The organism is Seohaeicola saemankumensis, from assembly GCF_042678485.1.
In the GTDB taxonomy this organism is placed as follows: Bacteria; Pseudomonadota; Alphaproteobacteria; order Rhodobacterales; family Rhodobacteraceae; genus Seohaeicola; species Seohaeicola saemankumensis.
Genome location: NZ_JBHTKR010000003.1, coordinates 146,512 through 171,369 on the forward strand (window position 1 = coordinate 146,512; position 24,858 = coordinate 171,369).

At 64.0% G+C, this 24,858-nt stretch carries 30 protein-coding genes and 1 riboswitch; of the genes, 12 read left to right on the top strand and 18 right to left on the bottom strand.

The features are described from left to right. The first annotated feature begins 88 nt into the window (after positions 1-88). From pth to ACFQ3C_RS07505, 3 genes are all read left to right on the top strand, one after another. On the top strand, positions 89-775 hold the full coding sequence (pth, locus tag ACFQ3C_RS07495; RefSeq protein WP_380790068.1) for an aminoacyl-tRNA hydrolase: 687 nt from the start codon (positions 89-91) through the stop codon (positions 773-775). Positions 776-846: 71 nt separating this feature from the next. Next, on the top strand, positions 847-2,010 hold the full coding sequence (locus ACFQ3C_RS07500; RefSeq protein ID WP_380790070.1) for a serine hydrolase domain-containing protein: 1,164 nt from the start codon (positions 847-849) through the stop codon (positions 2,008-2,010). Positions 2,011-2,042: 32 nt separating this feature from the next. Further along, entirely contained in the window at positions 2,043-2,423 is a 381-nt protein-coding gene (locus ACFQ3C_RS07505; protein WP_380790074.1) for a DUF2237 family protein, read from the top strand. A 151-nt stretch (positions 2,424-2,574) separates the two neighbouring features. Here the strand turns inward: ACFQ3C_RS07505 and trpB are convergent, their stop codons facing one another. The 11 genes from trpB to trmB all read right to left on the bottom strand — a co-directional run bounded on the left by trpB (position 2,575) and on the right by trmB (position 12,676). After that, a complete protein-coding gene (gene trpB, locus ACFQ3C_RS07510; protein ID WP_380790077.1) occupies positions 2,575-3,807 on the bottom strand; it encodes a tryptophan synthase subunit beta in 1,233 nt (410 codons plus the stop codon). Between the two features lie 122 nt (positions 3,808-3,929). Then, positions 3,930-4,691 carry a cobalamin B12-binding domain-containing protein gene (locus ACFQ3C_RS07515; protein WP_380790079.1) on the bottom strand — a complete coding sequence of 254 codons (762 nt, stop codon included), beginning with the start codon at positions 4,689-4,691 and terminating at the stop codon, positions 3,930-3,932. Between the two features lie 249 nt (positions 4,692-4,940). Beyond that, positions 4,941-5,621 carry a phosphoribosylanthranilate isomerase gene (locus tag ACFQ3C_RS07520; RefSeq protein WP_380790082.1) on the bottom strand — a complete coding sequence of 227 codons (681 nt, stop codon included), beginning with the start codon at positions 5,619-5,621 and terminating at the stop codon, positions 4,941-4,943. A gap of 55 nt (positions 5,622-5,676) precedes the next feature. After that, on the bottom strand, positions 5,677-6,027 hold the full coding sequence (locus ACFQ3C_RS07525; RefSeq protein ID WP_380790085.1) for a LapA family protein: 351 nt from the start codon (positions 6,025-6,027) through the stop codon (positions 5,677-5,679). Positions 6,028-6,036: 9 nt separating this feature from the next. After that, a complete protein-coding gene (gene ihfB, locus ACFQ3C_RS07530) occupies positions 6,037-6,318 on the bottom strand; it encodes an integration host factor subunit beta (protein WP_068288727.1) in 282 nt (93 codons plus the stop codon). Positions 6,319-6,625: 307 nt separating this feature from the next. After that, complete coding sequence (rpsA, locus tag ACFQ3C_RS07535) at positions 6,626-8,317, bottom strand: 30S ribosomal protein S1 (protein ID WP_380791117.1); 1,692 nt, start codon at positions 8,315-8,317, stop codon at positions 6,626-6,628. A 259-nt stretch (positions 8,318-8,576) separates the two neighbouring features. Then, positions 8,577-9,209, bottom strand: coding sequence for an NAD(P)H-dependent oxidoreductase (locus ACFQ3C_RS07540; RefSeq protein ID WP_380790089.1), 633 nt, complete (start codon positions 9,207-9,209; stop codon positions 8,577-8,579). Between the two features lie 127 nt (positions 9,210-9,336). Then, complete coding sequence (locus ACFQ3C_RS07545) at positions 9,337-9,951, bottom strand: (d)CMP kinase (protein ID WP_380790092.1); 615 nt, start codon at positions 9,949-9,951, stop codon at positions 9,337-9,339. 46 nt (positions 9,952-9,997) lie between these two features. After that, positions 9,998-10,486 (bottom strand): hypothetical protein, encoded by a 489-nt coding sequence (locus ACFQ3C_RS07550; protein ID WP_380790094.1) that lies wholly within the window; start codon positions 10,484-10,486, stop codon positions 9,998-10,000. Further along, the gene (gene aroA, locus ACFQ3C_RS07555) at positions 10,483-11,835 is read right to left on the bottom strand and encodes a 3-phosphoshikimate 1-carboxyvinyltransferase (RefSeq protein WP_380790097.1); all 1,353 of its coding nucleotides are present in this window, start codon (positions 11,833-11,835) and stop codon (positions 10,483-10,485) included. The genes ACFQ3C_RS07550 and aroA overlap by 4 nt, the downstream gene beginning before the upstream one ends. Before the next feature lie 127 nt (positions 11,836-11,962). Continuing rightward, positions 11,963-12,676 carry a tRNA (guanosine(46)-N7)-methyltransferase TrmB gene (gene trmB / locus ACFQ3C_RS07560; protein WP_380790100.1) on the bottom strand — a complete coding sequence of 238 codons (714 nt, stop codon included), beginning with the start codon at positions 12,674-12,676 and terminating at the stop codon, positions 11,963-11,965. Positions 12,677-12,894: 218 nt separating this feature from the next. Between trmB and ACFQ3C_RS07565 the strand changes: the two genes are divergently transcribed. The 9 genes from ACFQ3C_RS07565 to ACFQ3C_RS07605 all read left to right on the top strand — a co-directional run bounded on the left by ACFQ3C_RS07565 (position 12,895) and on the right by ACFQ3C_RS07605 (position 18,230). Further along, a complete protein-coding gene (locus tag ACFQ3C_RS07565) occupies positions 12,895-13,761 on the top strand; it encodes a hypothetical protein (RefSeq protein WP_380790103.1) in 867 nt (288 codons plus the stop codon). Between the two features lie 83 nt (positions 13,762-13,844). Beyond that, positions 13,845-14,360: a hypothetical protein gene (locus tag ACFQ3C_RS07570; RefSeq protein WP_380790106.1), complete on the top strand. Its 516-nt coding sequence runs from the start codon at positions 13,845-13,847 to the stop codon at positions 14,358-14,360. A 4-nt stretch (positions 14,361-14,364) separates the two neighbouring features. Next, complete coding sequence (locus ACFQ3C_RS07575; protein WP_380790109.1) at positions 14,365-15,339, top strand: hypothetical protein; 975 nt, start codon at positions 14,365-14,367, stop codon at positions 15,337-15,339. A gap of 114 nt (positions 15,340-15,453) precedes the next feature. After that, on the top strand, positions 15,454-15,681 hold the full coding sequence (locus ACFQ3C_RS07580) for a hypothetical protein (protein ID WP_380790111.1): 228 nt from the start codon (positions 15,454-15,456) through the stop codon (positions 15,679-15,681). Between the two features lie 15 nt (positions 15,682-15,696). Beyond that, positions 15,697-15,909, top strand: a complete 213-nt coding sequence (locus ACFQ3C_RS07585) for a hypothetical protein (protein WP_380790113.1) — start codon at positions 15,697-15,699, stop codon at positions 15,907-15,909. 64 nt (positions 15,910-15,973) lie between these two features. Then, on the top strand, positions 15,974-16,237 hold the full coding sequence (locus ACFQ3C_RS07590; protein ID WP_380790115.1) for a hypothetical protein: 264 nt from the start codon (positions 15,974-15,976) through the stop codon (positions 16,235-16,237). Positions 16,238-16,297: 60 nt separating this feature from the next. Further along, the gene (locus ACFQ3C_RS07595; protein WP_380790117.1) at positions 16,298-16,939 is read left to right on the top strand and encodes a C39 family peptidase; all 642 of its coding nucleotides are present in this window, start codon (positions 16,298-16,300) and stop codon (positions 16,937-16,939) included. Between the two features lie 109 nt (positions 16,940-17,048). Continuing rightward, positions 17,049-17,570 carry a hypothetical protein gene (locus tag ACFQ3C_RS07600; protein ID WP_380790119.1) on the top strand — a complete coding sequence of 174 codons (522 nt, stop codon included), beginning with the start codon at positions 17,049-17,051 and terminating at the stop codon, positions 17,568-17,570. 24 nt (positions 17,571-17,594) lie between these two features. Continuing rightward, positions 17,595-18,230, top strand: a complete 636-nt coding sequence (locus ACFQ3C_RS07605) for a hypothetical protein (RefSeq protein WP_380790123.1) — start codon at positions 17,595-17,597, stop codon at positions 18,228-18,230. Positions 18,231-18,324: 94 nt separating this feature from the next. On the opposite strand, the gene metK is transcribed toward ACFQ3C_RS07605, so the two are convergent. The 7 genes from metK to ACFQ3C_RS07640 all read right to left on the bottom strand — a co-directional run bounded on the left by metK (position 18,325) and on the right by ACFQ3C_RS07640 (position 24,795). Beyond that, positions 18,325-19,506, bottom strand: coding sequence for a methionine adenosyltransferase (metK, locus tag ACFQ3C_RS07610; RefSeq protein ID WP_380790126.1), 1,182 nt, complete (start codon positions 19,504-19,506; stop codon positions 18,325-18,327). A gap of 6 nt (positions 19,507-19,512) precedes the next feature. Then, positions 19,513-19,561, bottom strand: a riboswitch (SAM-SAH riboswitch). Between the two features lie 39 nt (positions 19,562-19,600). Then, complete coding sequence (gene lnt / locus ACFQ3C_RS07615; RefSeq protein WP_380790129.1) at positions 19,601-21,172, bottom strand: apolipoprotein N-acyltransferase; 1,572 nt, start codon at positions 21,170-21,172, stop codon at positions 19,601-19,603. Then, positions 21,156-22,055: a hemolysin family protein gene (locus ACFQ3C_RS07620; protein ID WP_380791120.1), complete on the bottom strand. Its 900-nt coding sequence runs from the start codon at positions 22,053-22,055 to the stop codon at positions 21,156-21,158. The genes lnt and ACFQ3C_RS07620 overlap by 17 nt, the downstream gene beginning before the upstream one ends. Positions 22,056-22,131: 76 nt before the next feature. Further along, a complete protein-coding gene (ybeY, locus tag ACFQ3C_RS07625) occupies positions 22,132-22,656 on the bottom strand; it encodes an rRNA maturation RNase YbeY (RefSeq protein WP_380790133.1) in 525 nt (174 codons plus the stop codon). A 76-nt stretch (positions 22,657-22,732) separates the two neighbouring features. Further along, on the bottom strand, positions 22,733-23,839 hold the full coding sequence (locus ACFQ3C_RS07630; RefSeq protein WP_380790136.1) for a PhoH family protein: 1,107 nt from the start codon (positions 23,837-23,839) through the stop codon (positions 22,733-22,735). Between the two features lie 81 nt (positions 23,840-23,920). Then, positions 23,921-24,220 carry a hypothetical protein gene (locus ACFQ3C_RS07635; protein ID WP_380790138.1) on the bottom strand — a complete coding sequence of 100 codons (300 nt, stop codon included), beginning with the start codon at positions 24,218-24,220 and terminating at the stop codon, positions 23,921-23,923. A gap of 11 nt (positions 24,221-24,231) precedes the next feature. Next, complete coding sequence (locus ACFQ3C_RS07640; RefSeq protein WP_380790140.1) at positions 24,232-24,795, bottom strand: OmpA family protein; 564 nt, start codon at positions 24,793-24,795, stop codon at positions 24,232-24,234. Positions 24,796-24,858: the final 63 nt, after the last annotated feature.

The window sequence follows — 24,858 nt, forward strand, 5'->3', positions numbered from 1 at the left end:
CCGCCGTGGCGGGCTGGGGCATAAGATTGAAAACGCCGGGCAAGGTCAATATCGTCGACCGCGCGGGCAAGATGGGAAGGACGCGGGCATGAAGCTGTTTGTGGGGTTGGGCAATCCCGGTGCGAAATATGCGGGCAACCGTCACAATATCGGCTTCATGGCGCTTGACGCGATCGCCAGCGCGCATGGCTTTGCCCCCTGGCGGTCCAAGTTCCAGGGCCAGGTCAGCGAAGGACGGTTGGGCGGCACGCGCGTGGTGCTGCTCAAACCTGAAACCTTCATGAACCTCTCGGGGCAATCGGTCGGCGAGGCGATGCGCTTTTTCAAGATCGACCCGCCCGATGTGATCGTCTTTCATGACGAGCTTGACCTGGCCCCTGGCAAACTGCGCCTGAAACAGGGCGGTGGCCATGCAGGCCATAACGGGTTGCGGTCCATCCACGGCCATATCGGCGAGGATTATGCCCGCGTGCGCCTGGGCATCGGCCATCCCGGTCACAAGGACCGGGTCGCGGCCTATGTGCTGTCGGATTTCGCATCCGCTGATCAGGACTGGCTGGACGACATGATGCGTGGCATCGCCGAAGGCGCGCCGATGCTGGCCGCGGGCGAAGGGCCAAAGTTCCTGAACGCGGTGGCGCAGCGCATGGCGCCCGCACGCCCCGCGAAACCGGCGCCGGCCGCCCGCGAAGCCTCGGCTTCCACCAAACCGGACACGGCTCCCGCGCCCGATACACGCAGCGCGCTGGAAAAGCTGATGGACCGCTTCCGCTAGGTTTCGCTTGCCAGCGCCGCGGCAGGCTGTTCCCATGTGGTGAAACGATCACCCGACAAAGGACCAGCCCCATGCGTTCCCTGTTGAAATGGACCCAGCGCGTCCTTGCGATGCTGATCCTTGCCGCGGTCGTGCTTGTCCTGTGGAAGAAAGAAGAGATCGGGCGCCTGTTGGCCGTGAACAGTCTTTTTGCCGAAGACAGGATCGTGGCCAATTTCAGCGGAATGGACGGGCTTTTCCTGACCGTTCCGATGAATCGCGGCGCGGGTCCAGTCTCGCCCCTGCCCCGCGGCCCCGCGATGACACCCCCTGACGGGTTCGACACCTGGCTGACGGATCGTGCCGTCACGGCGCTTTTGGTGCTGAAGGATGGCGAGATCCGGCATGAAGACTACTACCGTGGAACCGGTCCCGACGATCGCCGCATCAGCTGGTCGGTGGCCAAATCCTATCTTTCGGCCATGATGGGAATCGTGCTGGAAGAAGGAACGATCGACAGCCTGGACGATCCGGTCACGAAATATGTGCCCGCGCTGGCAGGGTCGGCCTATGACGGCACCACGATTTTGAACGTGCTGCAGATGGCCAGCGGCGTCAGCTTCGACGAGGATTACCTGGATTTCAATTCCGACATCAACCGCATGGGGCGGGTGCTGGCGCTGGGGCAGTCGATGAACGGATTTGCCGCAGGGCTTCGCGACCGTTTCACCGAACCGGGCAGGCAATGGCAATATGTCTCGATCGACACGCATGTGATCGGCATGGTGATCGCGGGCGCGACCGGCCGCAGCATTCCGGACCTGATGCAGGAAAAGCTGATCGCGCCGATGGGCCTGGAAGCCGATCCCCTTTATATCACAGACGGGCATGGCACCGCTTTCGTGCTGGGGGGGCTGAACCTGACCACGCGCGATTATGCGCGTTTTGGCCAGATGTTCCTGCAAATGGGTGAATGGAACGGGCAACAGATCGTGCCGATCGACTGGGTCGCGGCCTCGACCGAACCTTCCGCCCCGACCGCGCCTGGGGCAGAACAATACGGGCTGCAATGGTGGATGGCCCCCAATGCACCGGATGGCGAATTCTACGGACGCGGGATCTATGGACAGTACATCTACATCAACCGGGCCAAAGGGATCGTGATCGCGGCCAATGGCGCGGATCGCGCTTTCCGCGCGCAAGGGGCCAATGAACAGAACATTGCCATGTTCCGCCGCATCGCCGATGCTATGTAGACAAGGTGTAGACCACCCAAGACGAGGTTCCCATGGTTCTGGACAAATATGCCTCCCTCAATGTTCTCGGAGAGGCGCTCGCCCCGTGCTCCTTCGATCCGCTGACCGGGTTTTTCCGCGACGGTCATTGCAACACCTGCGCCGAAGATCAGGGCAGCCACACAGTCTGCGCCATCATGACCGCCGAATTCCTGGCCTGGTCGAAATATGTGGGCAATGACCTGTCCACACCACGCCCCGAATATGGCTTTGCCGGGCTGCAACCGGGCGACACATGGTGCCTGTGCGCGGGGCGCTTCCTGCAAGCCGTGGATGAGGGCTGCGCCCCGCGCATCAATCTCGACGCAACCCACCAAAGCGCGCTGGAAATCGTGGCCCTGGAAATCCTTGTTCGCCACGCCCTGCCCGAATAGCAAGGGTTGCGGTCGACTGCGACGCAAGCAATTCGAGTATTTATGGAAAGATGAAGCCGGGAAGATCACTCCTCCCGGCTTCTTCTTGCTGTAAATATCCCGGGGGGAATCGTCGCACCGCGACGATGGGGGGCAGCGCCCCCCGCCCCGGTCAGACCTTCATGTCGAAGCCGAGGTGTTTCGCGACGGTAAAGATGTCCTTGTCGCCGCGGCCGCACATGTTCATCACGATGATATGGTCGGCGGGCAGATCGGGTGCGATCTTGGCGACATGGGCCAGCGCGTGGCTGGGCTCCAGCGCGGGGATGATCCCCTCCAGCGCGCAGGACAGCTGGAACGCCTCCAGCGCCTCCTTGTCGGTGATGCTGACGTATTTGGCGCGGCCGATGTCGTGCAGCCAGCTGTGCTCGGGTCCGATGCCGGGATAGTCGAGGCCCGCCGAGATCGAGAAACCCTCGAGGATCTGCCCATCCTCATCCTGCAGCAGATAGGTGCGGTTGCCATGCAGCACGCCGGGGCGGCCGCCGGTCAGGGAGGCGCAATGCTCCATCTTCTCGTCGACACCCTTGCCGCCGGCCTCGACCCCGATGATGTTGACCGATGGATCGTCCAGGAAGGGATAGAACAGGCCCATGGCGTTCGATCCGCCGCCGATGGCGGCGATGACGGTATCGGGCAGGCGACCTTCGCCTTCCTGCTCGGCCAGCTGCCAGCGCACTTCCTTGCCGATGATCGACTGGAAATCGCGCACCATTGCCGGATAGGGGTGCGGACCCGCCACCGTGCCGATGCAATAGAAAGTATCGCGCACATTGGTGACCCAGTCGCGCAGCGCGTCGTTCATCGCGTCCTTGAGCGTGCCGCGCCCGGATGTCACCGGCACCACTTCTGCGCCCAGAAGGCGCATGCGGAACACGTTGGGGGCTTGCCGTTCGACATCATGCGCGCCCATGTAGACCACGCATTTCAGGCCGAACTTGGCGCAGACCGTGGCCGTGGCCACGCCGTGCTGGCCCGCGCCCGTTTCCGCGATGATCCGCGTCTTGCCCATGCGCCGCGCCAGGATGATCTGGCCCAGCACGTTGTTGATCTTGTGCGCGCCCGTGTGGTTCAGCTCGTCCCGCTTGAGATAGATCTTGGCCCCGCCGAAATGCTTGGTCATCCGGTCCGCATAATACAGCGGCGAGGGACGGCCCACGTAATGCGTCCACAGATCATCCATCTCGGCCCAGAAGGTCGCGTCGGTCTTGGCCTTCTCGTATTCCTCTTCCAGCGACAGGATCAGGGGCATCAGGGTCTCGGACACGAAACGCCCGCCGAACTGGCCGAAGCGGCCCTTTTCGTCGGGACCGGTCATGAAGGAATTAATCAGATCTTCGGGCATCTTGGGAACCTTCCATTGGCTGGATGTGTATCTAGCCCGTATGCCCGGATCGGTAAAGACATCCGGCATGTTTTCGGCAGCAAAGGCCGGCTCATGCAAAGGGGCATGTCCGGGCGCCGCGGTCAGTTCCGTTCCAATGCGCTTGCGATCTGTGCCAGCGCCGTCACCGGATCGTTCAGCACCCCGTTGGCGCCGACGGTCGTCGCGATATCTGCATGCTGATGCGTGATCTCGCCGGCGACATAGATCAGCGCCTGCGGTGTCAGCAGGCGCGCCGCCCGGATGAACCGGGCCATCGGCAGGATCATGGCATCAGACGAGGCCGACAGACCGATGACAGGATAATCGCCAAGATGTTGCGCCATCAGCAGCTCGTCATGGTCCTGCCCGATCTCGAGGTCGATCTCCCACCCCTCGCGGCGGAAAAGATCGGCTGCCATCGACACACCCATCACATGGCTTTCGCCCGGACAGGCCGCGAAAAGCGCGCGGCGCCTGGGGCTGCCTTCGCGGTCATAGAACACCTTTTTCAGCGCGCAGATGATCGCCGTCAGGCGGCTTGTCGCCAGTGTGACCTGCAGGAACCCGATCTCGTTGTCATCCCACAACTGCCCCAGCCGCCGCGCGGCGCCCGAGATATAGCCGATATAGACTTCGGACAGGGGCAGACCATCGGCCTGAAGACCGGCCAGCATGTCAGAGGCGGCCGCATGGCGATCCGACAGCAGCGCCTTGACCAGCGTGTCCACCTCTGCCGCGGTTGCGTGGTGATCGGTCAACTGGGTGCGTTTGGGGTGTTCGGCCAGTCGCCGGACCACCTCACGCGCAAGTTCGGTCACGACACCGGATTCAAGCCGTTCTGCCTGGCGCTCAGCCGCCGACAAGGCAGAATGAAAGAGTTCCCTGTCAATCACGGTGTCCCCCTGCGACAACGCAACCGGGCGGATCGACGCTTTTCTGCCGTGAAATATCGATGACTGCCGTGCAGACAGCCCTTAATAAATACGGTTTTCGCGCCTTGACCCGGTGACCCGGTGTTTCCCTGAGCGCGAAAGTATACCGATTTCACGAATCGTCAAAAAGATTCTAGTTTTCAGATATGTCCGGGCGGGTCGGTGGGCTTTGGCCCCTTATCAGCGCAGGCGCGGGGCCGCCTGCGGCATGGACGTCTGTCGCGCGGCGGCGACGAAGGCCCTGATCAGCGCGCGGTCCTTGACCCCCGGCGCCGTTTCAACACCCGAGGAGACATCAAGTTGCCTTGCCCCAGTCAGGCGCACGGCCTCGGCCACGTTGTCTGGCGTCAGGCCGCCGGCCAGCATCCAGGGCCGTGTCCAGTATTTACGCCCGGCCAGCAGACGCCAGTCGAAAGACAGCCCGTTGCCACCCGGCAGCACCGCATCGCGCGGCGGTTTGGCATCGACCAGCAACTGGTCGGCGACGGCGCTGTAATCATCAAGCTGGGCCAGATCCGCTGCCGCGGCGATCCCCACGGCCTTCATCACCGGCAGACCGTAGCGCGCCTTGACCTCGGCCACGCGAGCGGGGGTTTCATGGCCATGCAGTTGCAACATGTCCAGCGGCACCTGTGCCATCAACGCGTCCAGTGCCGCGTCATCCGCATCGACCACGAGGCCGACCTTGGCCAGACCTGCCGGCGCCTCGATCGCGATCTCGCGCGCGGCGCCAAGGCTCAGATTGCGGGGCGACCTGGGGAAGAACACGAAGCCGGCATAGGCCGCGCCAGCCTCGGCCACCCAGCGCACATGCTCTGGTCGCGTCAACCCGCAGATCTTGACCTTGATGTCAGATGTCATGCCATGCCTCTGTCGCGCGCCGGCGTGGCGCGTGTCCGGGCCCGCCTTAGCGGGTTCAGGAGGCTTCGTCCAGCAGCGCCAGAACCTCGTCCTTGCCTTCGTTCTTCAGCCGCTTCTCGCGGCGCAGCTCACGCTCAAGCGTCTCGACTTCGCGTGTCCGGCGCACAGCTTCGGCACGGTGCTTGTGCTCGCGCATCCATTCCCAGACAAAACCGATCAGCACACCCGCGATGATGCCGCCGAAAATCACAACGAAAAGCGGCAGGGTGATTTCGGCGCTGAAGCCGATCAGGCCTTCGACGGTGTCGGGCAGCAGATGCAATGTCACAGCTTCGCGGTTCGCGGTGGCAACCACGATCAGGACAATGGCAAGGCTGGCCAGAAAGGCGTAGCGGATATAGCGCATGGGGTCAGATCACTTTCCGTTCAGACGGTCGCGGAGCAGTTTGCCGGTCTTGAAGAAGGGTACGTATTTTTCCTCGACGGGGACAGTCTCGCCGGTGCGCGGGTTGCGACCAATCCGAGCCTCGCGCTTCTTTACCGAGAATGCGCCGAAGCCGCGCAATTCCACGCGGTCACCGCGCGCCATGGCATTCGTGATTTCTTCGAAAATGGTGTTCACGATCTTTTCCACGTCCCGCTGGAAAAGATGTGGGTTCTCCTCGGCAATCTTCTGAATCAGTTCCGATCTGATCATCGGCCATATCTCCCTGGTGCTGTCGTTTCTTGGTCGCAGCTTGAAGATGACTATAGAAAGAAACATCGCATCCCGAAACAGGAACGATCTGCGAAATCAGTCATTTGACAGGAGTTGGCGGGGCCATGGGCGGATTTTTCCGGTGAATTTGGCCCAAGCGGCACCCTTCCGGGCGGTTACTGCACCGCAGCATGACCGAATGCTGCATTGCGACTTCTGACGCGCGCGCTTGATTCGGAAAAGTTAACGGCCCCGCCTTGCAGCGGGGCCGTCCATATCTTGCAGGTGTCAGACCCTCAGGTCCGGATCACTTGTCGCCCTTCAGCGCGGCACCCAGGATGTCGCCCAGCGATGCGCCCGAGTCGGACGAGCCATACTGTTCCACGGCTTCCTTCTCTTCGGCGATTTCGCGTGCCTTGATCGACAGACCCAGACGGCGGGTCTTGCTGTCCACGTTGGTCACGCGCACATCGACCTTGTCACCGACCGAGAAACGCTCGGGGCGCTGCTCGGAACGATCACGGCTCAGGTCCGAACGACGGATGAAGGACTTCATGCCCTCATACTCGACTTCGACGCCGCCATCTTCGATCGCCGTCACGGTCACGGTGATCACCGAGCCACGCTTCACGCCGCCCACGGCCTCGGCGAACTTGTCGCCGCCCAGGGCCTTGATCGACAGGCTGATGCGCTCTTTCTCGACATCGACCTCAGAGACGACCGCCTGGACGACATCGCCCTTGCGGTAGTTCTGGATCGCATCTTCGCCACGCTCGTCCCAGGACAGGTCGGACAGGTGAACCATGCCGTCGATGTCGCCGGGCAGACCGATGAACAGACCAAATTCGGTGATGTTCTTGACTTCGCCTTCGACCTCGGTGCCCTCGGGATGGGTTTCTGCGAACACTTCCCACGGGTTGCGCTGGGTCTGCTTGAGGCCCAGGGACACACGCCGCTTGGCCGCGTCGATTTCCAGCACCATGACTTCGACTTCCTGCGAGGTCGACACGATCTTGCCGGGGTGCACGTTCTTCTTGGTCCAGCTCATTTCCGAGACATGGACCAGACCTTCGACACCGGCTTCCAGCTCCACGAAGGCGCCGTAATCGGTGATGTTGGTCACGCGACCGGTATGGGTGGAGCCCAGCGGATACTTCGCGGCCACCAGATCCCACGGATCTTCCTGAAGCTGCTTCATGCCCAGGCTGATACGGTGAGTGTCCTTGTTGATCTTGATGACCTGGACCTTGATGGTCTCGCCGATCGACAGGATCTCGGAGGGGTGGTTGACGCGGCGCCAGGCCATGTCGGTGACGTGCAGCAGGCCGTCAACGCCGCCCAGGTCAACGAATGCACCGTATTCGGTGATGTTCTTGACCACGCCATCCACGGTCTGACCTTCGGTCAGGTTGCCGATGACTTCGGCGCGCTGTTCGGCGCGGCTTTCTTCCAGGATCGCACGGCGCGACACGACGATGTTGCCACGGCGACGGTCCATCTTGAGGATCTGGAACGGCTGCTTCAGACCCATCAGCGGGCCTGCGTCACGCACGGGGCGCACATCAACCTGAGAGCCGGGCAGGAACGCGACGGCGCCGCCCAGGTCCACGGTGAAGCCACCCTTGACGCGACCGAAGATGGCGCCATCGACGCGCTCTTCGCTGGCATAGGCTTTTTCCAGACGGTCCCATGCTTCCTCACGGCGGGCCATTTCACGCGAAATGACGGCTTCGCCGCGGGCGTTCTCGACCTGACGCAGGAAGACTTCGACCTCGTCGCCGACCTTGATGTCGGGCTGTTCGCCAGGATTGGTGAATTCTTTCAGATCGACGCGGCCTTCCATCTTGTAGCCGACATCGATGATGGCCTGTCCCGCTTCGATCGCGATGACCTTGCCTTTGACAACCGATCCCTCTTCGGGGGTGTCCATTTCGAAGCTTTCGTTCAGGAGGGCTTCGAAATCCTCCATAGTTGCGCGCTGAGCCATGTGGTCTCTGATTTCCTTTACAACGTTATTTCGGGCCGTGCGGTTGTCTCCGCCGGTCTTGGGGTTTCATTGGTCCTGCCAAATGCGAATAAGGCCCGGATCACAGCACCGCGGATCATGTGACCCGTTGCGATGTTCCGGCCCTGCATGGGCACTGTCCGTGCGGACGGTTGGGCAATAGACCTCTTGCCCCTGTTTTGCAAGAGGCAAAGGCGCGCAGCACCCTTGCCCCTTGAAGGGTGCTGCCGTCAGTTCGCCCCCCCGCGGCGGATCAGCGCCGTTCGATCACCAGGTCGGCGCGCGACTTGCGTACCTTGGCGCGACCATGCAGCCAGTCCTTTTCGGCATCGCGGTAGCCCAGCGGCAGCAGCAGCACCGATTTCAGCCCCAGATCACCCAGTCCCAGGATCTCGTCTACAGCGGCAGGGTCGAACCCTTCCATCGGGGTTGCGTCCACACCTTCTTCGGCTGCGGCCATCAGGGCGAATCCCAGGGCGATATAGGCCTGACGCGCGGCGTGCTCATGGTTCACATGGGCGTCACGCGGCAAATAGGTGGCTTTCAGATTGTCGTAATATCCCTTCAGGGCATCGGTCAGACCGCCACGCAGGCTGGCTGTCAGATCCACGAAAGCGTCAATCCGCGCTTCGGTGTAATTGTCCCAGGCCGCGAAAACCAGCAGGGCCGAGCCATCGACAATCTGCTTCTGGTTCCAAGCCACGGGCGCGATCCGGGCGCGCAGGGCGGGATCGGTGACCAGCAGGATCTGGAAAGGCTGCAACCCCGAGGATGTCGGCGCCATCCGGATGGCCTCGAGGATGCGCTCGATCTTTTCTTCGGGCACCGGCTTGGTCGGGTCCATCGCCTTGGTCGCATAACGCCAGTCCAGTTTTTCGTAAAACATTTCAAATCCTTCTCGCGGGGGTGACATGGTGTCAGGCAGCGACAGATAGGTGTCCCGCGAGGATCAGCAAGGGTGCATTGGCGCAGGGCCACCTTGCGCCAATGCAGAACCCGACGGCAGGGGCAGATCAGGCCTGGCCGCGACGCGCCTCGATCGCCGCGATGGCTGCTGCCACGGCCGCGTCGATATCCAGATGCGAAGTGTCGATCAGCACCGCGTCCTCCGCCGGCTTCAGGGGCGCCGTGCTGCGGTCGCGATCACGCGCGTCGCGCTGGCGGACATCCTCCAGCACCTGCGCGTAGGTCATGTCGCTACCGGATGCGCGCAATTCGGCATGGCGGCGATGGGCGCGCACCTCGGCGCTGGCGGTGACGAACAGCTTGGCTTCGGCCTCGGGGCAGATCACCGTGCCGATGTCGCGCCCGTCCAGGACCGCGCCCCCGGCACGCTGTGCAAAGGCGCGCTGAAAATCCAGCAGCGCCTCGCGCACTTCGGGGATGGTGGCCACCTTGCTGGCCGCTTGCGCTGCTGCGGCGCCCCGCAGATCGCCACGCTCCAGGTCACGCGGTGTCAGGGCGCGGGCTGCTTCGACCGGGTCGATCCCGTCCAGCATCCTGACACCGACCGCGCGGTAGAGAAGGCCGGTATCCAGATGGGCAAAGCCGAAATGCGCGGCCACCGCGCGGCTGATCGTGCCCTTGCCCGCCGCTGCGGGTCCGTCGATTGCGATGGTGAATGGCATGGCTCAGGCTCCTTTGTGTCAGGGTTACCCCAAGCCGCATGCGGCTTCAATAATAGGGGCCGTTGCGCCGATGATCCCGCCACACCATCCACAACAACGCCAGCGCCAGGCCCAGCAGCGCGAATTTGCCCTGCGTCAGGGACGAGGCGTGATCGGCCAGGGACGCATCATTGCTGCGCAGGATGCCCGCCAGCACAGCGTTCTCCCACAGGTCTGTCGCGGTATAGAGAAACGGCACCATCGCCAGCCAGCCCCGCCCCAGACGCCAGATCGCACTGGCCAGCAACAGCCCCAGCAGTGGCGGAAACAACGTATCAAGCCAGCCGATCGGCCCGAGGTACAGTGCCCGCCCCCCGTCGGTCAGCGCCGCCAGCCAGCCTGACAGGCGCGCCTCGTCATAGCCGGTGATCCAGGTATCGGGCGGCAATTGTCCACCACCGGCAGGCACCAGCCAGATCAAGCCGACCCCCAGCAATGCCGCGTAGACCAATCCGGTCAATGCCCCCAGCAACCGGATATAGCGGCGGTAGCTCATGCGGGGCTCCGCGCGATCCTTGCGCCCAATGCCTGCATCAGCGGCTCGAACACCGGAAAGGACGTGGCGATGGGCGATGCGTCATCCACGGTGACGGGCGATTGCGTCACCATACCCAGCACCAGGAAGGACATGGCGATCCGGTGATCCAGATGGCTGGCCACGGTCGCGCCGCCGGGGATGTTGCCATGCCCCTGCCCCGTGACGATCCACCAGTCGGGGCCATCCTCGACGCTGATGCCATTCGCGCGCAGGCCGGTGGCCATGGCTTCGATCCGGTCGCTTTCCTTGACGCGCAATTCCTTGACGCCGCGCATCACGGTCCGGCCTGTCGCGCAGGCGGCGACCACGGACAGCACGGGATATTCGTCGATCATGGAGGCGGCGCGCTCGGGCGGCACCTCGATCCCCTTCAGATCGGGCGAGAAGCGCGCCCGCAGATCGGCGACAGGCTCGCCGCCTTCCTCGCGCAAGTTCTCATAGGTCAGGTCCGCGCCCATCTCGCGCAGCGTGGTGAAGAGGCCCGCCCGCGTGGGGTTCAACCCGATATTGGGCACCAGCACATCCGAGCCGGGCACGATCAGCGCCGCACAGACCGGAAAGGCCGCGCTGGAGGGGTCGCGCGGCACGACGATATGCTGCGCCACCAGTTCGGGCTGTCCGGTCAGGGTGATCTCGCGCCCCTCGTCGGTGTCGCGGGTCACGATCTCGGCGCCGAAGCCCGCCAGCATCCGTTCGGTATGATCACGCGTCGCTTCGCGTTCGATCACCACGGTTTGCCCCGGCGCGTTCAGCCCCGCCAGCAGCACCGCCGATTTCACCTGCGCCGAAGGCACGGGCACCACATAGCGCAGGGGCACGGGATCGGCGGCGCCCACCACCGTCATCGGCAGCCGCCCGCCGGACCGGCCCACCGATTGCGCCCCGAACAGCGCCAGCGGATCGGTCACCCGCGCCATGGGGCGCTTGTTCAGGCTGGCGTCGCCGGTAAAGGTCGCGGTGATCGGCGAGGTCGCCATCGCCCCCATGATCAGACGCACGCCGGTGCCGGAATTGCCGCAGTCGATCACCTGGTCGGGCTCGGCAAAGCCGCCCACCCCGACACCGAAAACCGACCAGGCGCCGCCACCGTGGTCAATCACCTCGGCCCCGAAGGCGCGCATCGCGCGTGCTGTGTCCAGCACATCCTCGCCTTCCAGAAGGCCCTCGATCCGGGTCTCGCCCACGCTCAGCGCGCCCAGGATCAGCGACCGGTGGCTGATCGACTTGTCGCCGGGCACATGCGCCTCGCCGGTCAGCGGACCGCAGGCGGTGGACATCATCGGAACGGGGGTGCCATGACCGGACATCGGTTCACTCCTCAAGACTGGTTTGGCGCGTGATAGCCGAGGTCGCAGGCCCGGTCCATCGCCCCGGCTTCTTCTTGCTAAAAATATCCATATGCAGGGCCCGCCCCACAGGGCACGGCCGCCGGGATCAGAGCCGCCGGAAGGTCAGGTAATGGGGCACGCGCCCCTCGCGCAGGGCCTTTTGCTCGTAGCGCGTCGAGATCCAGTCAGGCCATGCGACGCGCCAGTCCTGCGGGCCATCGGCCAGCCATGCAAAGCCGGCTTTCGGCACTTCCTCAAGCGTCTGGCGCACGTAGTCGGGAATGTCGGTCGCCACGCGGAAGATGGCACCGGGTTTCAGGACCCGCGCCAGCGGTTCCAGATGTTCCGGCGTCACGAAGCGCCGGCGATGGTGGCGTTTCTTGGGCCATGGGTCGGGATAAAGCAGGAAGGCGCGGGAAACGCTGGCTTCTGGCAGGACGTCGAACAGGTTGCGCGCGTCGCCCGGATGGATGCGGATATTGTCCACGCCCGCCTTGCGGATCTTGGCCAGCGCCATGGCGACACCGTTCAGGAAAGGCTCGCAACCGATGATGCCGACATCGGGGTTGGCTGCGGCCTGGTGCACCATATGCTCGCCCGCGCCAAAGCCGATTTCCAGCCAGAGGTCCCGCGCACCGAACAGCGCCTTCAGGTCCAGCGGCAGGCGGTCGGGGTTTTCCTCCCATCCCACGGGACCGGGCGAGAGCGTGTCCAGATCCTCATCAAGCAACTGATACTGGCTGTCGCGCAGGGTCTTGCCCTTGAAGCGGCCATAGAAATTGCGCCAGGGCGCGCCGGTGGGATGTTTGCCGTCGGTCATGATGGCGCACCTCTAGCGGTATCCGCCGGGCGCATCAAGCATGCGCGCACCCCTGCCATCCACCCATGGTCGCATCGAAATCATGATTGACGCGCATCGCGGGAAACCAATATCTTAAATGTTGGTTAACTTCGTATATGGGTGGTGGTGTCATGAGTGCTTCGCGTTTGCGCGTCGGTGTTGTGTTGTGCGCTTTGTCAGGCTGGATCGCTCCGGCCATGGCGCAGGAACGAATCCTCGAACAGGACGGGATCGCCATCGAGCTGGAAGAGCTGTTGTCCGAAAAGGGCACCTTCCGGCTGGAATTCGGCACGACCTTTGCCTCCAGCCGTCAGGACGGCATCAGCGGCCTCTACCAGACCATCCAGACCGGCACGGGCGACTTCGTATCCCTGCCCGTCGAACTTGGCATGACGGATCGGCAATCCGACACGATCCTGGCCACGCTTGGCCTGCGCTACGGGCTGACTGCGAAATCGGAACTCTATTCGCGCCTGACCCTGCGGCATGACGAATCGCGCTTTGTCGATACGGCGACCGGCCAGACCGACAGCCTGTCGGACAGTGCCCTGCAAAGCCTTGTGGTCGGGGCGAACTATCGCTTTCAGGACGAAGGCGCGGGGCCCGGGCTGATCGGCTTTGCCGATGTGGCCGTGCTGGAAAATACCGCAGCGCGGGGGACGGATTTCGCGTCTGGCACATCCGGCACCCTGGGCGTCACGGCCTACCGCGTGATCGACCCGCTGGTCCTGTCGGTGACCGCCGGGTACCGCGCCAGTCTTGAGCGGGACATCGGGGCCGACAAGGTCGATCCCGGCGACATCTTCTTCATCAATCCCAGCATCGGTTTCGCCGTGAACAACGAGGTGACGCTGACAGGCGGCATCGGCCTGAACTTCAACGGCGATGACAGGCTGAACGGGCGCACCCGCGACACCGGCGGCACCGCGGCCGAGATGCAGTTCGGGCTGGCCTATGCCTGGGACAAGAACACCACGCTCAGGGCCGATGCCCGCACCGAGGTTCTTGGCGACCGCAGCTTTACCGCGGGTATCACCGTGACCCGCAAGTTCGAAAGGAAGTGACCTCCGCCGGTGGCGGGGTGACGTAAACGGGGACGGGCATGTGGCGTCCCCGGAACTTTAACCAGTGAAAGGAGTGCGACCAAATGAAGATCTTCACCAGACTTGCCACAACCCTGCTGGCCGTTCTTGGCCTTGTGGCGATCCTTGCCAGCCCCGCATCGGCGCAACCGCTGACGGCGTCCGACATGGCCTTTGCCTTTGGCGGCAAGGCAACATCCACGACGGCGGCGGCCGCGGCCGCGCCCAAGGCGGCGGCGCCTGTGGCCATCGCCTCGGCCCGCGGCATGACCCAGACCGAGATGCAGGAGACGAAGGGCGCTGTGGCGCCGATCGTGGTCTATGGTCTCGCGGTCGGGGGGCGCATCGCCTATGTGGGGATCACCAACAACCTGGCGCGGCGCACCGCGCAACATGCCGCGACCCGGTCCTTCGAGACCGTGGTCCGGCTGGGGTCCAGCAGCACACGCAACGGCGCGCGGGTGATCGAGCAGAACAACATCAACCGGTTCAACACGATCAACAACGGGTGGAACCGCATCAACTCGATCTCGCCGCGCAACCCGCTTTCGTCGCGGGTCACGCAGCCCTATCGTCGCTGACAACATGACAACCGGGTCCGGCCGCCACGTGGTGGCCGGACCCTTGTGGAAGGCAAAGCACATGGATCACGCCAAGATCACCCAGGTTCTGGAAAGCCTGCCCGCTGCGGCGCTGTCGCAGCACCGCTTTGTGCGGCATTACTTCTACGGGCCGGAGACCAAGCTGCGCCGGGTTCGGACGCATCTGAAGCGGCTGCGCGACGATGTGACCTTCGACTTTCTGGACAAGGGGCTGGCTGTGACGACAGCGGCGCGTCTGGATCACGAAGGCCTGGCCCAATCGGTCGGGATCATGGAAAGCAGCGCGGCCGAGGTGGGTCTGGAATACGACGGGTTCGAGATCGTGCTGGACGGGGTCGAGGCGCAAACCGCGACGGAACCGTTCGAGGATTTCGTCGATCCCGGCAGCTTTGTGCGCTTTGCCATCTCCAAGGGGCGGTTCGGCTATCTTCTGTTTCTGGGCGGCAACAAGACCGACGGCTATCTGTTCGACTGCCTTGCCCTTGTCGATGACGGTGGGGCCATGCCCGATGTGCTGGCCCGCGCCCCGCGCCTTTATCGGCAGCCAGTGCAGGGGATGATCGATCCGTTCGGGGTTGAGGTCCTGGGCCAGACTACAGGGTTGTCATACCCGATCCGGGTCCCGTTCCGCATGGCCACGGATTACCCCACCCCGGAAGAGGTCGCGACCCTGGCGGCACAGCACGGGATCGCGCCCGACCGGATCGAACGGGACTGGCCCGTGCTGCTGGAACGGCTGGTCGCTGCGGGGCAGAGCATCGGGCGCGGCGATCCCATCGCCTATGCGGCCGAGTTGAAGCGCAATGGCCGCATCACCTGGACCGAGGGGGATCCCATTCGCGCAGACCATACAAGCGCGCGACCCATGCTGTTCGGCGCCCATGTCACGCTGGACACGTTGCGCGCCGCGCTGGCCGGCGGGCCCGATATCGTGGCCTTGACCGATGCGGCCAGCTGACCCGTTCCGGGTCGGACACAACAAGTAGAGGCCCGCGCCCTGGCGCGCGATGGAGGCATAGAGATCAGTCGGCAGAGCTTCGTTTTTGGTGACCAGTGAAAGGAGAGTATCCAGATGAGGACCTTTTCGACATTCGCCATCTGGATGCTGGCCATTCTGGGGCTGGCGGTGATGACCGTGGCACCGGCGACCGCGCAGTCGCTGAATGCCGCCGACATGGCCTTTGCCTTTGGCGGCAAGGCCACGACGCAGGCGCCAGGCGCGATGGCCGGGGACAGCGTCGCCATCGCTTCGGCCCGGGGGATGACCCAGGCCGAGATGCAGGACACCGAAGGTGCGTGAATCCAGATCCCGATCATGATCGGTCGGGTCGCCATCTCGGGCTTTACGCGTCATGGTCTGAACCAGACCATCAACCGCGGAATCCGGCCGGGTGCCATGGTCAGTACGCTGCGCAATCCGACCAGCATCAGGACGTTCACAAGCGGCCCCAACGCGGGCACAACCCGCTATATCGGGCCGCGGTCGACCGTTGTGGTGAACAGCCAAGGGCGTATCGTGTCGACTTGAGGACGGGGCCGCTGACATCTATACCCCCCCGGCCCGGCCGGGGGGATCACATCGGGAGAGACGGATGACAAACAAGGATTTCGGCGGGCCGCAAGCCATTCGCATGATCCTGGACAGGATGCCCGCGGGTCCGGCCGCCTTGCAGGATGACGGGCTGGCGGTGATCGCGCATCTGCGCGATGCCCCCGTGGCCGCGCTGGCCCGGCACCGGTTCACCCAGGCCGAGATCGACGCAATCACCGACCTGATGATGGCGCATTTCGAGGCTGGCGGCCTGGTTGCCGATACGGCCATCGACCATCTTGTCGCCCACAGCGTGCCGGAGTGACCGATGCGTTGCCCCCGCCCTGCCATTTCCGATCCTGCCTGAACCGCAAAGGTGTGCCGCATGCCTGATCTTCGTCTTGCCCTTTGCCTTGTAGCACTGCTGGCCGCAGCCCCCGCCAAGGCCGACATGTTCCCCGGCGATCACCTGAACGGGCAGCCGGTGGTGAACACATGGAAGGCGCTGCGCGATTTCCGGATCGTGAAACAGCAGCTGGATTATTCCTGCGGTGCGGCCAGCATGGCGACGATCCTGAACGAATTCTACGGCATGTCCGTGACGGAAGAGGATGTACTGACCCGGATGGGGGCGACGGATCGTTCCTCGTTCCAGCAGCTGGCGGATGTGGCGCCCGCCTATGGGGTCAGGGCAGGCGGGCTCATGCTGTCCTTCGACGACCTCAAACAGCTCAAGATCCCGGCCATCGCCTATGTGCAGTATCGTGGCGAGGATCATTTCACCGTCATTCGCGGCATCCGCCGTGACGGTGTGGTGCATGTGGCCGATCCGTCCTGGGGCAACCGGCAGCTGACGGCACACCAGTTCCGCCGCATGTGGGAGGCGCCCGATACCGACGGCATGCCGCGCGGGCGCATCCTGCTGCTGATCCCGCAGGACATGAGCCTGGCGCAGATCGACGAGACGTTTTTCACGCAGCCGCAGGGATGGTCCCTGTCGCTGCGGGCCATACCGCTGTCGCGGTAGGGCGAGGTAGCTGTTCCGCCTTTCGGTGACCGGGTTGGCACCGCAGGGCAGATCCCGTCCCGGCGGTTCGGGGCGGCCATGTGTGACAAGTAAAGGGAGTATGCCTGACATGACTATCATCACGAAACTTGCGACCAAGATGCTGGCTGTTCTCAGCATCGTGGCCATGATCGCATCACCGGCGGCGGCGCAATCGCTGAGCGCCTCGGACATGGCGTTTGCCTTTGGCGGCAAGGCGGCCGCGCCTGCCGCGGTCAGCAAGACCGCGCGCACGGTGGCCGAAGCGCCCGTTGCCATGGCATCGGCGCGGGGCATGACACCGGCCGAGATGCAGGAGACCGAGGGCGCCTTCTGGCCGGTGGTCTATGCGGCGGCCGTTTTCGGCACCCGCGCGGCGATGTGGGCCGCGCCGCGGATTGCGCCCAGCACCTTCCGCACCATCACGAACACCAGAAGCGCGCATACGATCATGGTGAACACGAGAACCAGCACGCATGTCTGCCAGGTGGCCTGTGGCACAGGCGCTGGCATCAACGGGGCACATGTGGGATGGGGTGCGGGTGGCCGCAACGGCATGGGGGCTGCGACGCATATATATCGCAATTCGCCGTGGCGCTTTAATCCGTGGTAAGGCTTGCGTTGAAAGGATGATCGGATGATCCGCGGTTTGTTCTCACGCTCTGATCACGAGGTTCGGGTCAAGCTGCTGCATCGGCCGTTTGGTGCGCCGGCGCTGGTCGGCTCATGGACATACGCGGATCGCTGGTTTGTCGAAAAGACCTTCAGCGGCGATACCCTGCTGCTGGGGGTCGAAAGCGACCGGGATACGCGGCGTGCGCTGGCCGTCCGGATGCGTGGCGATCTGGCGATCACGGCCGTTCCCGGCGGACTGTTCCGCGACCGGGTGCGCGAGATCATGGATTTTGACCAGCCATTGGCCGAGCTTGCCAAGGGACCCGCCTACGGCGTGTTCTGGACGATGGCGGCGGGGTTCGGCCCTGCGTTCCGCGCGCGGCTGACAGCGCTGGCCGAGGGGGCGGCACCGGGGGATACCTTTTCAAACCTGCTGCATGACAGGGATTTTCCGGGGCAGGATGGTCCGGACGTAGTGCTTTACCGGAACTATTTCGATGACGAGACCTGTTTGCGGCTGCGCCCGGCGCTGTGGGATGCCCTTCAGGAGGAGGCGCCGCGCGCGCTGCGCCTGGGCTGGATGCAGGTGGAACATGTCAGCTTTGACGGCGAGACCTATGACTTTGGGTCGCGCTTTACCCTGACGCGCGACAGGTAGGCTTTGCGGGCGCCGGTCCGCACGGGCCTTGCACATCAGAAAACGGCGCGCCCGTAGGCGCGCCGCAATCCTGTCTGCGATGGTCCGGGCCGGATCAGAGGGCTTTCTTCAGCGCCTCTGCCAGATCGGTGCGTTCCCAGCTGAAACCACCATCGGCATCGGGCTGGCGGCCGAAATGGCCATAGGCCGCGGTGCGCGCATAAATCGGTCGGTTCAATTGCAGATGGGTGCGGATCCCGCGCGGGGTCAGGTCCATGACCTTGGGGATCGCGGCCTCGATGGCGGCGGCGTCCACATCGCCAGTCCCATGGGTATCGACATAGATCGACAGGGGGCGCGCCACGCCGATGGCATAGCTCAGCTGGATCGTCGCACGATCCGCCAGGCCCGCGGCCACGATGTTCTTGGCCAGGTAGCGCGCGGCATAGGCGGCCGAACGGTCAACCTTCGTTGGATCCTTGCCGGAAAACGCGCCGCCGCCATGCGGGGCCGCGCCGCCATAGGTATCCACGATGATCTTGCGACCGGTCAGGCCCGCGTCACCATCAGGGCCGCCGATGACGAACTTGCCGGTGGGGTTCACATGCCAGACGGTATCGCTGGTCACCCAACCATCGGGAAGCACCTCGAGGATATAGGGCTCGACCACGGCGCGCACGTCGTCGCTGGTCATGCTTTCGTCCAGATGCTGCGTGGACAGCACGATCTGGGTCACGCCCACGGGCTTGCCGTTTTCATAGCGCACCGAAAGCTGCGATTTCGCATCCGGGCCAAGCGTCGGCTCGGCGCCCGATTTGCGCACCTCGGCCAGGCGACGCAGCATGGCATGGGCGAACTGGATCGGCGCGGGCATCAGCGCATCGGTTTCGTTCGTGGCATAGCCGAACATGATGCCCTGATCGCCGGCGCCTTCGTCCTTGGTGTCGCTGGAATTCACGCCCTGGGCGATATGGGCCGACTGCTCGTGCAGCAGGTTCGTGATCTCGCAGGTCGCGTGATGGAATTTTTCCTGTTCATAGCCGATGTCCTTGATGCAGGCACGGGCGATGTCGGGAATACGCTCCATGTATTCGGCCAGCTTGGCCTGGTCCGAAAGACCGACCTCGCCGCCGATCACGACGCGGTTCGTTGTGGCGAAGGTCTCGCAGGCGACGCGCGCTTCGGGCTCTTCGGCCAGGAATGCGTCCAGAACCGCGTCTGAAATGCGGTCGCAGACCTTGTCAGGGTGCCCTTCCGAGACGGACTCGGAGGTAAATACGTAATTCTGTCGTGACATGAAACGTGCTCCATTGGGTTCATCCCGTCACGCCAGGAAGCCGTTGTGACAGGGGTACTGCGTGGTTATGCGCCGTATGGCGGGGCGTCAATCGCTATTTGGCCCGTCGATACGGCAACTGGCGCAAGATCGACACCGCAAGCAACCCAAGGATGATCAAGCCGATCGGCAACTCGCCCCATCTTGCGTATATGGTCGGCGGCAAGGCCTGCGGCAAGGGCGCGTCAAGCCATCCGGCCGTGTCCAGCGGCAACGAGGCCGTGACACGCCCCAGCCCGTCGATCATCGCCGAGACGCCGGTATTGGCCACGCGCACCATGGGCAGGCCCTGCTCGATGGCCCGCAAGCGCGCCTGCGCCAGGTGTTGGTAGGGGCCGGAAAAGGTGCCGAACCAGGCATCATTGGTGATCTGCATCAGAAATTCGGGCCGGTCCGGCGCATCAAGGATCGCCTGGGGAAACACGGCCTCGTAGCAGATCAGCGGAAGCGCGCGCCCCAGGATGCCCAGATCCATCAGGCGCGGCCCTGCACCGGCTGAAAACCCGCCGCCACGCGACGCGGCCATGCCCTGGATGCCGAATTGCGACAGGACCTCGCCGAAGGGCATGTATTCGCCGAAGGGCACAAGGCGATGCTTGTCATAGATCGCCCGGATCGTGCCGCCGCCATCAAGATAGATCGCGGAATTATAGGTACGCTGCCCGATGAACCGCTGGATACCCAGCACCACGGGCACGCCATCCGCGGCAAGGGTGATCGCCTCAAGCTCGGGTTCCGCGTTCTCGAGGATCACGCTCAGCGCGGTTTCTGCCCAGATCACCAGGTCCGGGCGCGGATGCGCGGGATCCAGACCGGGCGCGGCAGTATAGCCGATCTGGCGCTGGAAAAAGACCGGGATCGCGGTGCGATCCCATTTCAGATGCTGCGGCGCGTTGGGCTGGATCAAGCGGATCACGGGGCGGTCCGGCATCTTGGCCGGATCGGCCTGCGCCGATGCCCCCTGCCCCATACTGCCCACAACCATGCCACCCGCAACCGTGCCCCCCCAGAGTGCCGCCGCGCAGACCATGGCAAGACTGCCCGCCCCCCACCAGCGCTGCCCCGGCAAGGCCAGGTTCGCAAGTCCCGCCGCCGCCAGCAGCGCCAGCAGGGTCAGACCGTGATGGCCGACCACCGAGGCGATATAGACAAGGGGCGTGTCGATCCAGACATGGCCGATCAGGGCCCAGGGAAACCCGGTCAGCACATAGGATCGCAGCAATTCGACCAGCGCGAAGGCCGCCACGAAGGCTATGGCCCGCCCGCCCAGCCTGCGCGTCGCAGCCGCCGCCCCGGCCCAGAACAGGGCAAGGCCCGCCGATATGCCGATCAGCGCAAAGGGCGCCATCCAGCCATGCCGCGCCACGTCGATCAGGAAGGGCTCGATGATCCAGAACAGCGCCAGGGCGAAATGCCCCGTGCCTGCCGCCAGCCCCAGAAAGGCCGCCTGGCGGATGTCGTCCGCCTTGCGGATCAGATGGAACAGAAGCGCAAGCCCAAGGATCGCGACGGGCCAGAGACCGAAAGGCGCCTGCCCCAGGGCCACGGCCAGGCCGCAGAATACGGCAAGCAACAGCCTGACGCGCCGCCCCGGCGCGCCGGGCTGCATCTCAGACGGCAACCGCATGTGGCAGTCGGACCCTCAGACGCTTGATGCGGCGGGGATCGGCATCCACCACCTCGAATTCGATCCCGGCAGGGTGTTGCACCACCTCGCCGCGCACGGGGACGCGGCCGGCCAGCATGAAGACAAGCCCGCCCAGGGTGTCGATCTCTTCCTCGTCCACATCCTCGTGTTCGGTCAGGGACTGCCCGATCTCGGCCTCGAACTCCTCGAGCGGGGTCTTGGACAGGGCAAGATACTGCCCCGGCTTTTCCACCGTCCAGAACTGATCCTCGTCGGTGTCATGTTCGTCCTCGATCTCGCCGATGACCTGCTCGATCAGGTCCTCGATCGTGACCAACCCGTCCACCCCGCCATATTCGTCGATGACCAGCGCCATGTGCTTGCGTTCGGATTGCATCTTCTGCAGCAGCACCCCGATCGACATCGAGGGCGGCACGTAAAGCAAGGGGCGCAGCATCTGCTTGAGAGAGAATTCGCCCGAGGCGCCGTTGAACCCGTGCTTGAGCGCGAAATCCTTCAGATGCAGCATGCCCAGCGGCGTATCCAGCGTGCCAGCATAGACCGGCAGGCGGGTCAGGCCGGTCTCGCGGAACAGCTCGACCAGTTCATCCATGGTGATCGTGTCGGGAACGGCGGTGATATCCGCCTTGGGAATCGCGACATCCTCGACGCGCATGCGGCGCAGGTTCAGGATATTGTGGACCTGCTGACGCTCTGGCGCAGAAGACAGCGCCCCCGCCCCATCGTCGTCCTCGCCGCTGTCCGCAGGGCTGAGCGCCCCGATGATACGGCGAAAGAAACCGCCCGATGACGTCTTGTCGGCCTCGGAATATGACAGCGCGCCCTGCGCTGCCTCCGTAGACCCGTCTATGCTGTCGCCCATCTTGCCTTTCCAGAATGCGGAAGCCACGGCTTCCTTGAAATACCTGTTCGCGGGCATGCGGCCCGCGGCGCTGCCCCTAATATGGGTCAGCCACCCCCAGTTTGCCAAGTATCGCCACCTCGATTGTCTCCATCAAAGTGGCATCCTTGTCACGAACGTGATCGTAGCCCAGCAAATGCAGGGTGCCATGCACCACCAGATGGGTCACGTGATCGGTCATCGCCTTGCCCGCCTCGGCGGCTTCCCGCGCACAGGTGTCATAGGCGATGGCAATATCGCCAAGGGCTATGCCCTCGTCATCCGCATCGAACGCGAAGGGATCGTCCTGCGGGGTGTCATCGGGCACGAAGGGCGACTCTCCGTCTTCATCAGCGGCCAGATCCTGTGCCGGCCAGCTGAGGACATTGGTCGGCGCGGGCTTGTCCCGAAATTCTGCATTGAGAATGGCGATGCGCGCATCGTCGCATCCCAGCAGGCTGATCATGTAGAGGTCGGGATCAAGGCCCAGATGCTCCAGCGTGGCGCGGGCCGCGGTCTCGGCCAGCGGCGCAAGCCCGGCATCGGCCCAGCGGTCGTCTTCGATCTGCGTATCGGTCAGCATGCGGCCTTGTCACGGTGGGGGCTGTCCGCCCCCACACCCCCGAGGATATTTTCGGCAAGAAGAAGCAGGTGCAGCGTCAGACCGCACCCTCCGCCTCATAGGCCTCGATGATGGCGGCCACAAGGGGATGGCGCACCACGTCCTTCGAGGTGAAGTAGTTGAAGCTGATCTTGTCGATGGACTTGAGCAGCCGTTCCGCATCCGCCAACCCCGAAGAGACGCCGCGCGGCAGGTCGATCTGGGTCCGGTCGCCGGTGATGACCATGCGCGAGCCCTCGCCCAGACGGGTCAGGAACATCTTCATCTGCATCGAGGTGGCGTTCTGCGCCTCGTCCAGCACCACGAAGGCGTTGCTGAGGGTGCGGCCGCGCATGAAGGCCAGCGGCGCGATCTCGATCCGCTTTTCCTCGATCAGCTTGGCGGTCTGCTTGCCGGGCAGGAAATCGTTCAGCGCGTCATAGAGCGGCTGCATGTAGGGATCGACCTTGTCCTTCATGTCACCGGGCAGATAGCCCAGCTTTTCGCCCGCCTCGACTGCGGGGCGGCTAAGGATGATGCGGTCGACCTGGCCGGTGATGAACATCGACACACCCGCGGCCACGGCCAGATAGGTCTTGCCGGTGCCGGCCGGGCCGATGCCGAAGCACAGCTCATGTTTGAAAAGGTTCTGCACATAGGCTTTCTGCGCCTCGGTGCGCGGTTCCACCAGCTTGCGGCGGGTCTTGATCTCGACCCGGCCCGAGCGGAACATTTCCAGCTGATCGCCAGCCTGCGCGCCGGTACCCTGTTCGGAACCACCCATGCGGATCTGCCGGTCGATATCGCCCTGCTCGAGTCCGCGTCCGGCCTCAAGCCGTTCATAAAGCGCATCCAGCACTTCGATCGCATTGGCGGTGGCAGTTTCCTCACCGAAGACGGCCAGCTGATTGCCGCGTCTCAGGATCTGCACCCCCAGTTTCTTTTCCAGCTCGGCCAGGTTGCGATCATATTCGCCACACAGGTCGATCAACAGACGGTTGTCGGGGAATTCGGCCAGACGTTCGATCTGGGTGGCGGCATCGAAGGGCGGGGGCAGCACTGTGATAGCCAAGCAGGTCTCCTTGCTGAGGCCGGGCCTGCGGAGGGCGGACCCTGTCACCTGGGTTGAATCGTGCCAAGTTGCGCGCCCGGGTGCAAGCGTCATGGTAAGCCAGGGGCCGGATCGGCACGAAAAAACACCGCAGAGCCGGGTCTGCGGTGTTTTATGCAGCTTTCGTGCCGTGGCTCAGAGCCGGTCGCCGAACTTCGAGCCGGACTTGAACGGGCCTGTGGCCACGCCCGGAGGGGCCGCGTTCGAGCAGACGGGCGCCCCGTCGGGCTGCAACCGCGCCGACAGATAGCCTTCGAGACCATCGTCGATGATCCAGTGATCGCACCCGGTCGGATCGACCCAGATCCCCGCCACAAGCTGGCTGAGGTGTTTGGAGTCCACGCCCTTGTCGCGCGATTTGTCCGGCCCCACGCTTTCACAGGCCGACAGTGCCGCCAGCGCGCCCAGCATCGCGATACCCTTGAGATATGTCATTCCCGATCTCCTCAGCGCAGGCAGATGATTTCGACGCGGCGATTCTGCGCCTTGCCGTCTGCGGTGGAATTGCTGGCGCGCGGCATCCGCTCGCCAAAGCCGCGCACATCGATCACATTGGCGCCGATCGATTGTGCGACCTGCGCCACCGCGTTGGCGCGGCGCTGGCTCAGGCGCATGTTGTATTCATCCGATGCGCGGCTGTCGGTATGCCCGTGAACCAGGTAGGCCCGCGCATTCGCCCCGCGGAAGAAAGCCTCGAGGCTCTGCCTGGCCTGGGGGTGGATCTGATGGCGATCGGTTGCAAAGAACTGATCCGTCGGCATCACGCCACAGATCTGTCCCCGGTGGCAGACCGGATTGCCCTTGCGGTCCAGGTGCGGCGACATGAAGCCCTCGGCCCCGTCATCCATGACCCAGTGTTCGCAGCCATCGGGATCGATCCAGATCGTGGGAACGTAGCGTTCGCCCTTGACGGTATTCTGCTGGGCCACCGCAGGTGCGGCGATGCCGGACAAGACCAGCGCCGATAAGGCCAGGCCGGCAAACGCCAAGCGTCTTGATTTCATTGCCATGCTGGAAGAGCCCCCATGTTTACTTGTTAAAGATTTCGCCCCTCAGGAGACCTGCAAAGGACG

Bases quoted from the DNA above. Each gene is read 5' to 3' on its own strand.
- ybeY (WP_380790133.1), bottom strand. From the start codon at position 22,656: ATGCTGACCGATACGCAGATCGAAGACGACCGCTGGGCCGATGCCGGG.
- pth (WP_380790068.1), top strand. From the start codon at position 89: ATGAAGCTGTTTGTGGGGTTGGGCAATCCCGGTGCGAAATATGCGGGC.
- ACFQ3C_RS07570 (WP_380790106.1), top strand. From the start codon at position 13,845: ATGAAGATCTTCACCAGACTTGCCACAACCCTGCTGGCCGTTCTTGGC.
- ACFQ3C_RS07565 (WP_380790103.1), top strand. From the start codon at position 12,895: ATGGCGCAGGAACGAATCCTCGAACAGGACGGGATCGCCATCGAGCTG.
- ACFQ3C_RS07620 (WP_380791120.1), bottom strand. From the start codon at position 22,055: ATGGGCGACAGCATAGACGGGTCTACGGAGGCAGCGCAGGGCGCGCTG.
- lnt (WP_380790129.1), bottom strand. From the start codon at position 21,172: ATGCGGTTGCCGTCTGAGATGCAGCCCGGCGCGCCGGGGCGGCGCGTC.
- ACFQ3C_RS07590 (WP_380790115.1), top strand. From the start codon at position 15,974: ATGACAAACAAGGATTTCGGCGGGCCGCAAGCCATTCGCATGATCCTG.
- ACFQ3C_RS07580 (WP_380790111.1), top strand. From the start codon at position 15,454: ATGAGGACCTTTTCGACATTCGCCATCTGGATGCTGGCCATTCTGGGG.
- metK (WP_380790126.1), bottom strand. From the start codon at position 19,506: ATGTCACGACAGAATTACGTATTTACCTCCGAGTCCGTCTCGGAAGGG.
- ACFQ3C_RS07600 (WP_380790119.1), top strand. From the start codon at position 17,049: ATGACTATCATCACGAAACTTGCGACCAAGATGCTGGCTGTTCTCAGC.
- ACFQ3C_RS07635 (WP_380790138.1), bottom strand. From the start codon at position 24,220: ATGACATATCTCAAGGGTATCGCGATGCTGGGCGCGCTGGCGGCACTG.
- ACFQ3C_RS07505 (WP_380790074.1), top strand. From the start codon at position 2,043: ATGGTTCTGGACAAATATGCCTCCCTCAATGTTCTCGGAGAGGCGCTC.
- ACFQ3C_RS07595 (WP_380790117.1), top strand. From the start codon at position 16,298: ATGCCTGATCTTCGTCTTGCCCTTTGCCTTGTAGCACTGCTGGCCGCA.
- ACFQ3C_RS07640 (WP_380790140.1), bottom strand. From the start codon at position 24,795: ATGGCAATGAAATCAAGACGCTTGGCGTTTGCCGGCCTGGCCTTATCG.
- ihfB (WP_068288727.1), bottom strand. From the start codon at position 6,318: ATGATCAGATCGGAACTGATTCAGAAGATTGCCGAGGAGAACCCACAT.
- ACFQ3C_RS07500 (WP_380790070.1), top strand. From the start codon at position 847: ATGCGTTCCCTGTTGAAATGGACCCAGCGCGTCCTTGCGATGCTGATC.
- ACFQ3C_RS07585 (WP_380790113.1), top strand. From the start codon at position 15,697: ATGATCGGTCGGGTCGCCATCTCGGGCTTTACGCGTCATGGTCTGAAC.
- ACFQ3C_RS07540 (WP_380790089.1), bottom strand. From the start codon at position 9,209: ATGTTTTACGAAAAACTGGACTGGCGTTATGCGACCAAGGCGATGGAC.
- trmB (WP_380790100.1), bottom strand. From the start codon at position 12,676: ATGACCGACGGCAAACATCCCACCGGCGCGCCCTGGCGCAATTTCTAT.
- ACFQ3C_RS07605 (WP_380790123.1), top strand. From the start codon at position 17,595: ATGATCCGCGGTTTGTTCTCACGCTCTGATCACGAGGTTCGGGTCAAG.
- ACFQ3C_RS07545 (WP_380790092.1), bottom strand. From the start codon at position 9,951: ATGCCATTCACCATCGCAATCGACGGACCCGCAGCGGCGGGCAAGGGC.
- ACFQ3C_RS07550 (WP_380790094.1), bottom strand. From the start codon at position 10,486: ATGAGCTACCGCCGCTATATCCGGTTGCTGGGGGCATTGACCGGATTG.
- ACFQ3C_RS07525 (WP_380790085.1), bottom strand. From the start codon at position 6,027: ATGCGCTATATCCGCTACGCCTTTCTGGCCAGCCTTGCCATTGTCCTG.
- trpB (WP_380790077.1), bottom strand. From the start codon at position 3,807: ATGCCCGAAGATCTGATTAATTCCTTCATGACCGGTCCCGACGAAAAG.
- ACFQ3C_RS07575 (WP_380790109.1), top strand. From the start codon at position 14,365: ATGACAACCGGGTCCGGCCGCCACGTGGTGGCCGGACCCTTGTGGAAG.
- ACFQ3C_RS07520 (WP_380790082.1), bottom strand. From the start codon at position 5,621: ATGACATCTGACATCAAGGTCAAGATCTGCGGGTTGACGCGACCAGAG.
- aroA (WP_380790097.1), bottom strand. From the start codon at position 11,835: ATGTCCGGTCATGGCACCCCCGTTCCGATGATGTCCACCGCCTGCGGT.
- ACFQ3C_RS07630 (WP_380790136.1), bottom strand. From the start codon at position 23,839: ATGACGCTTGCACCCGGGCGCGCAACTTGGCACGATTCAACCCAGGTG.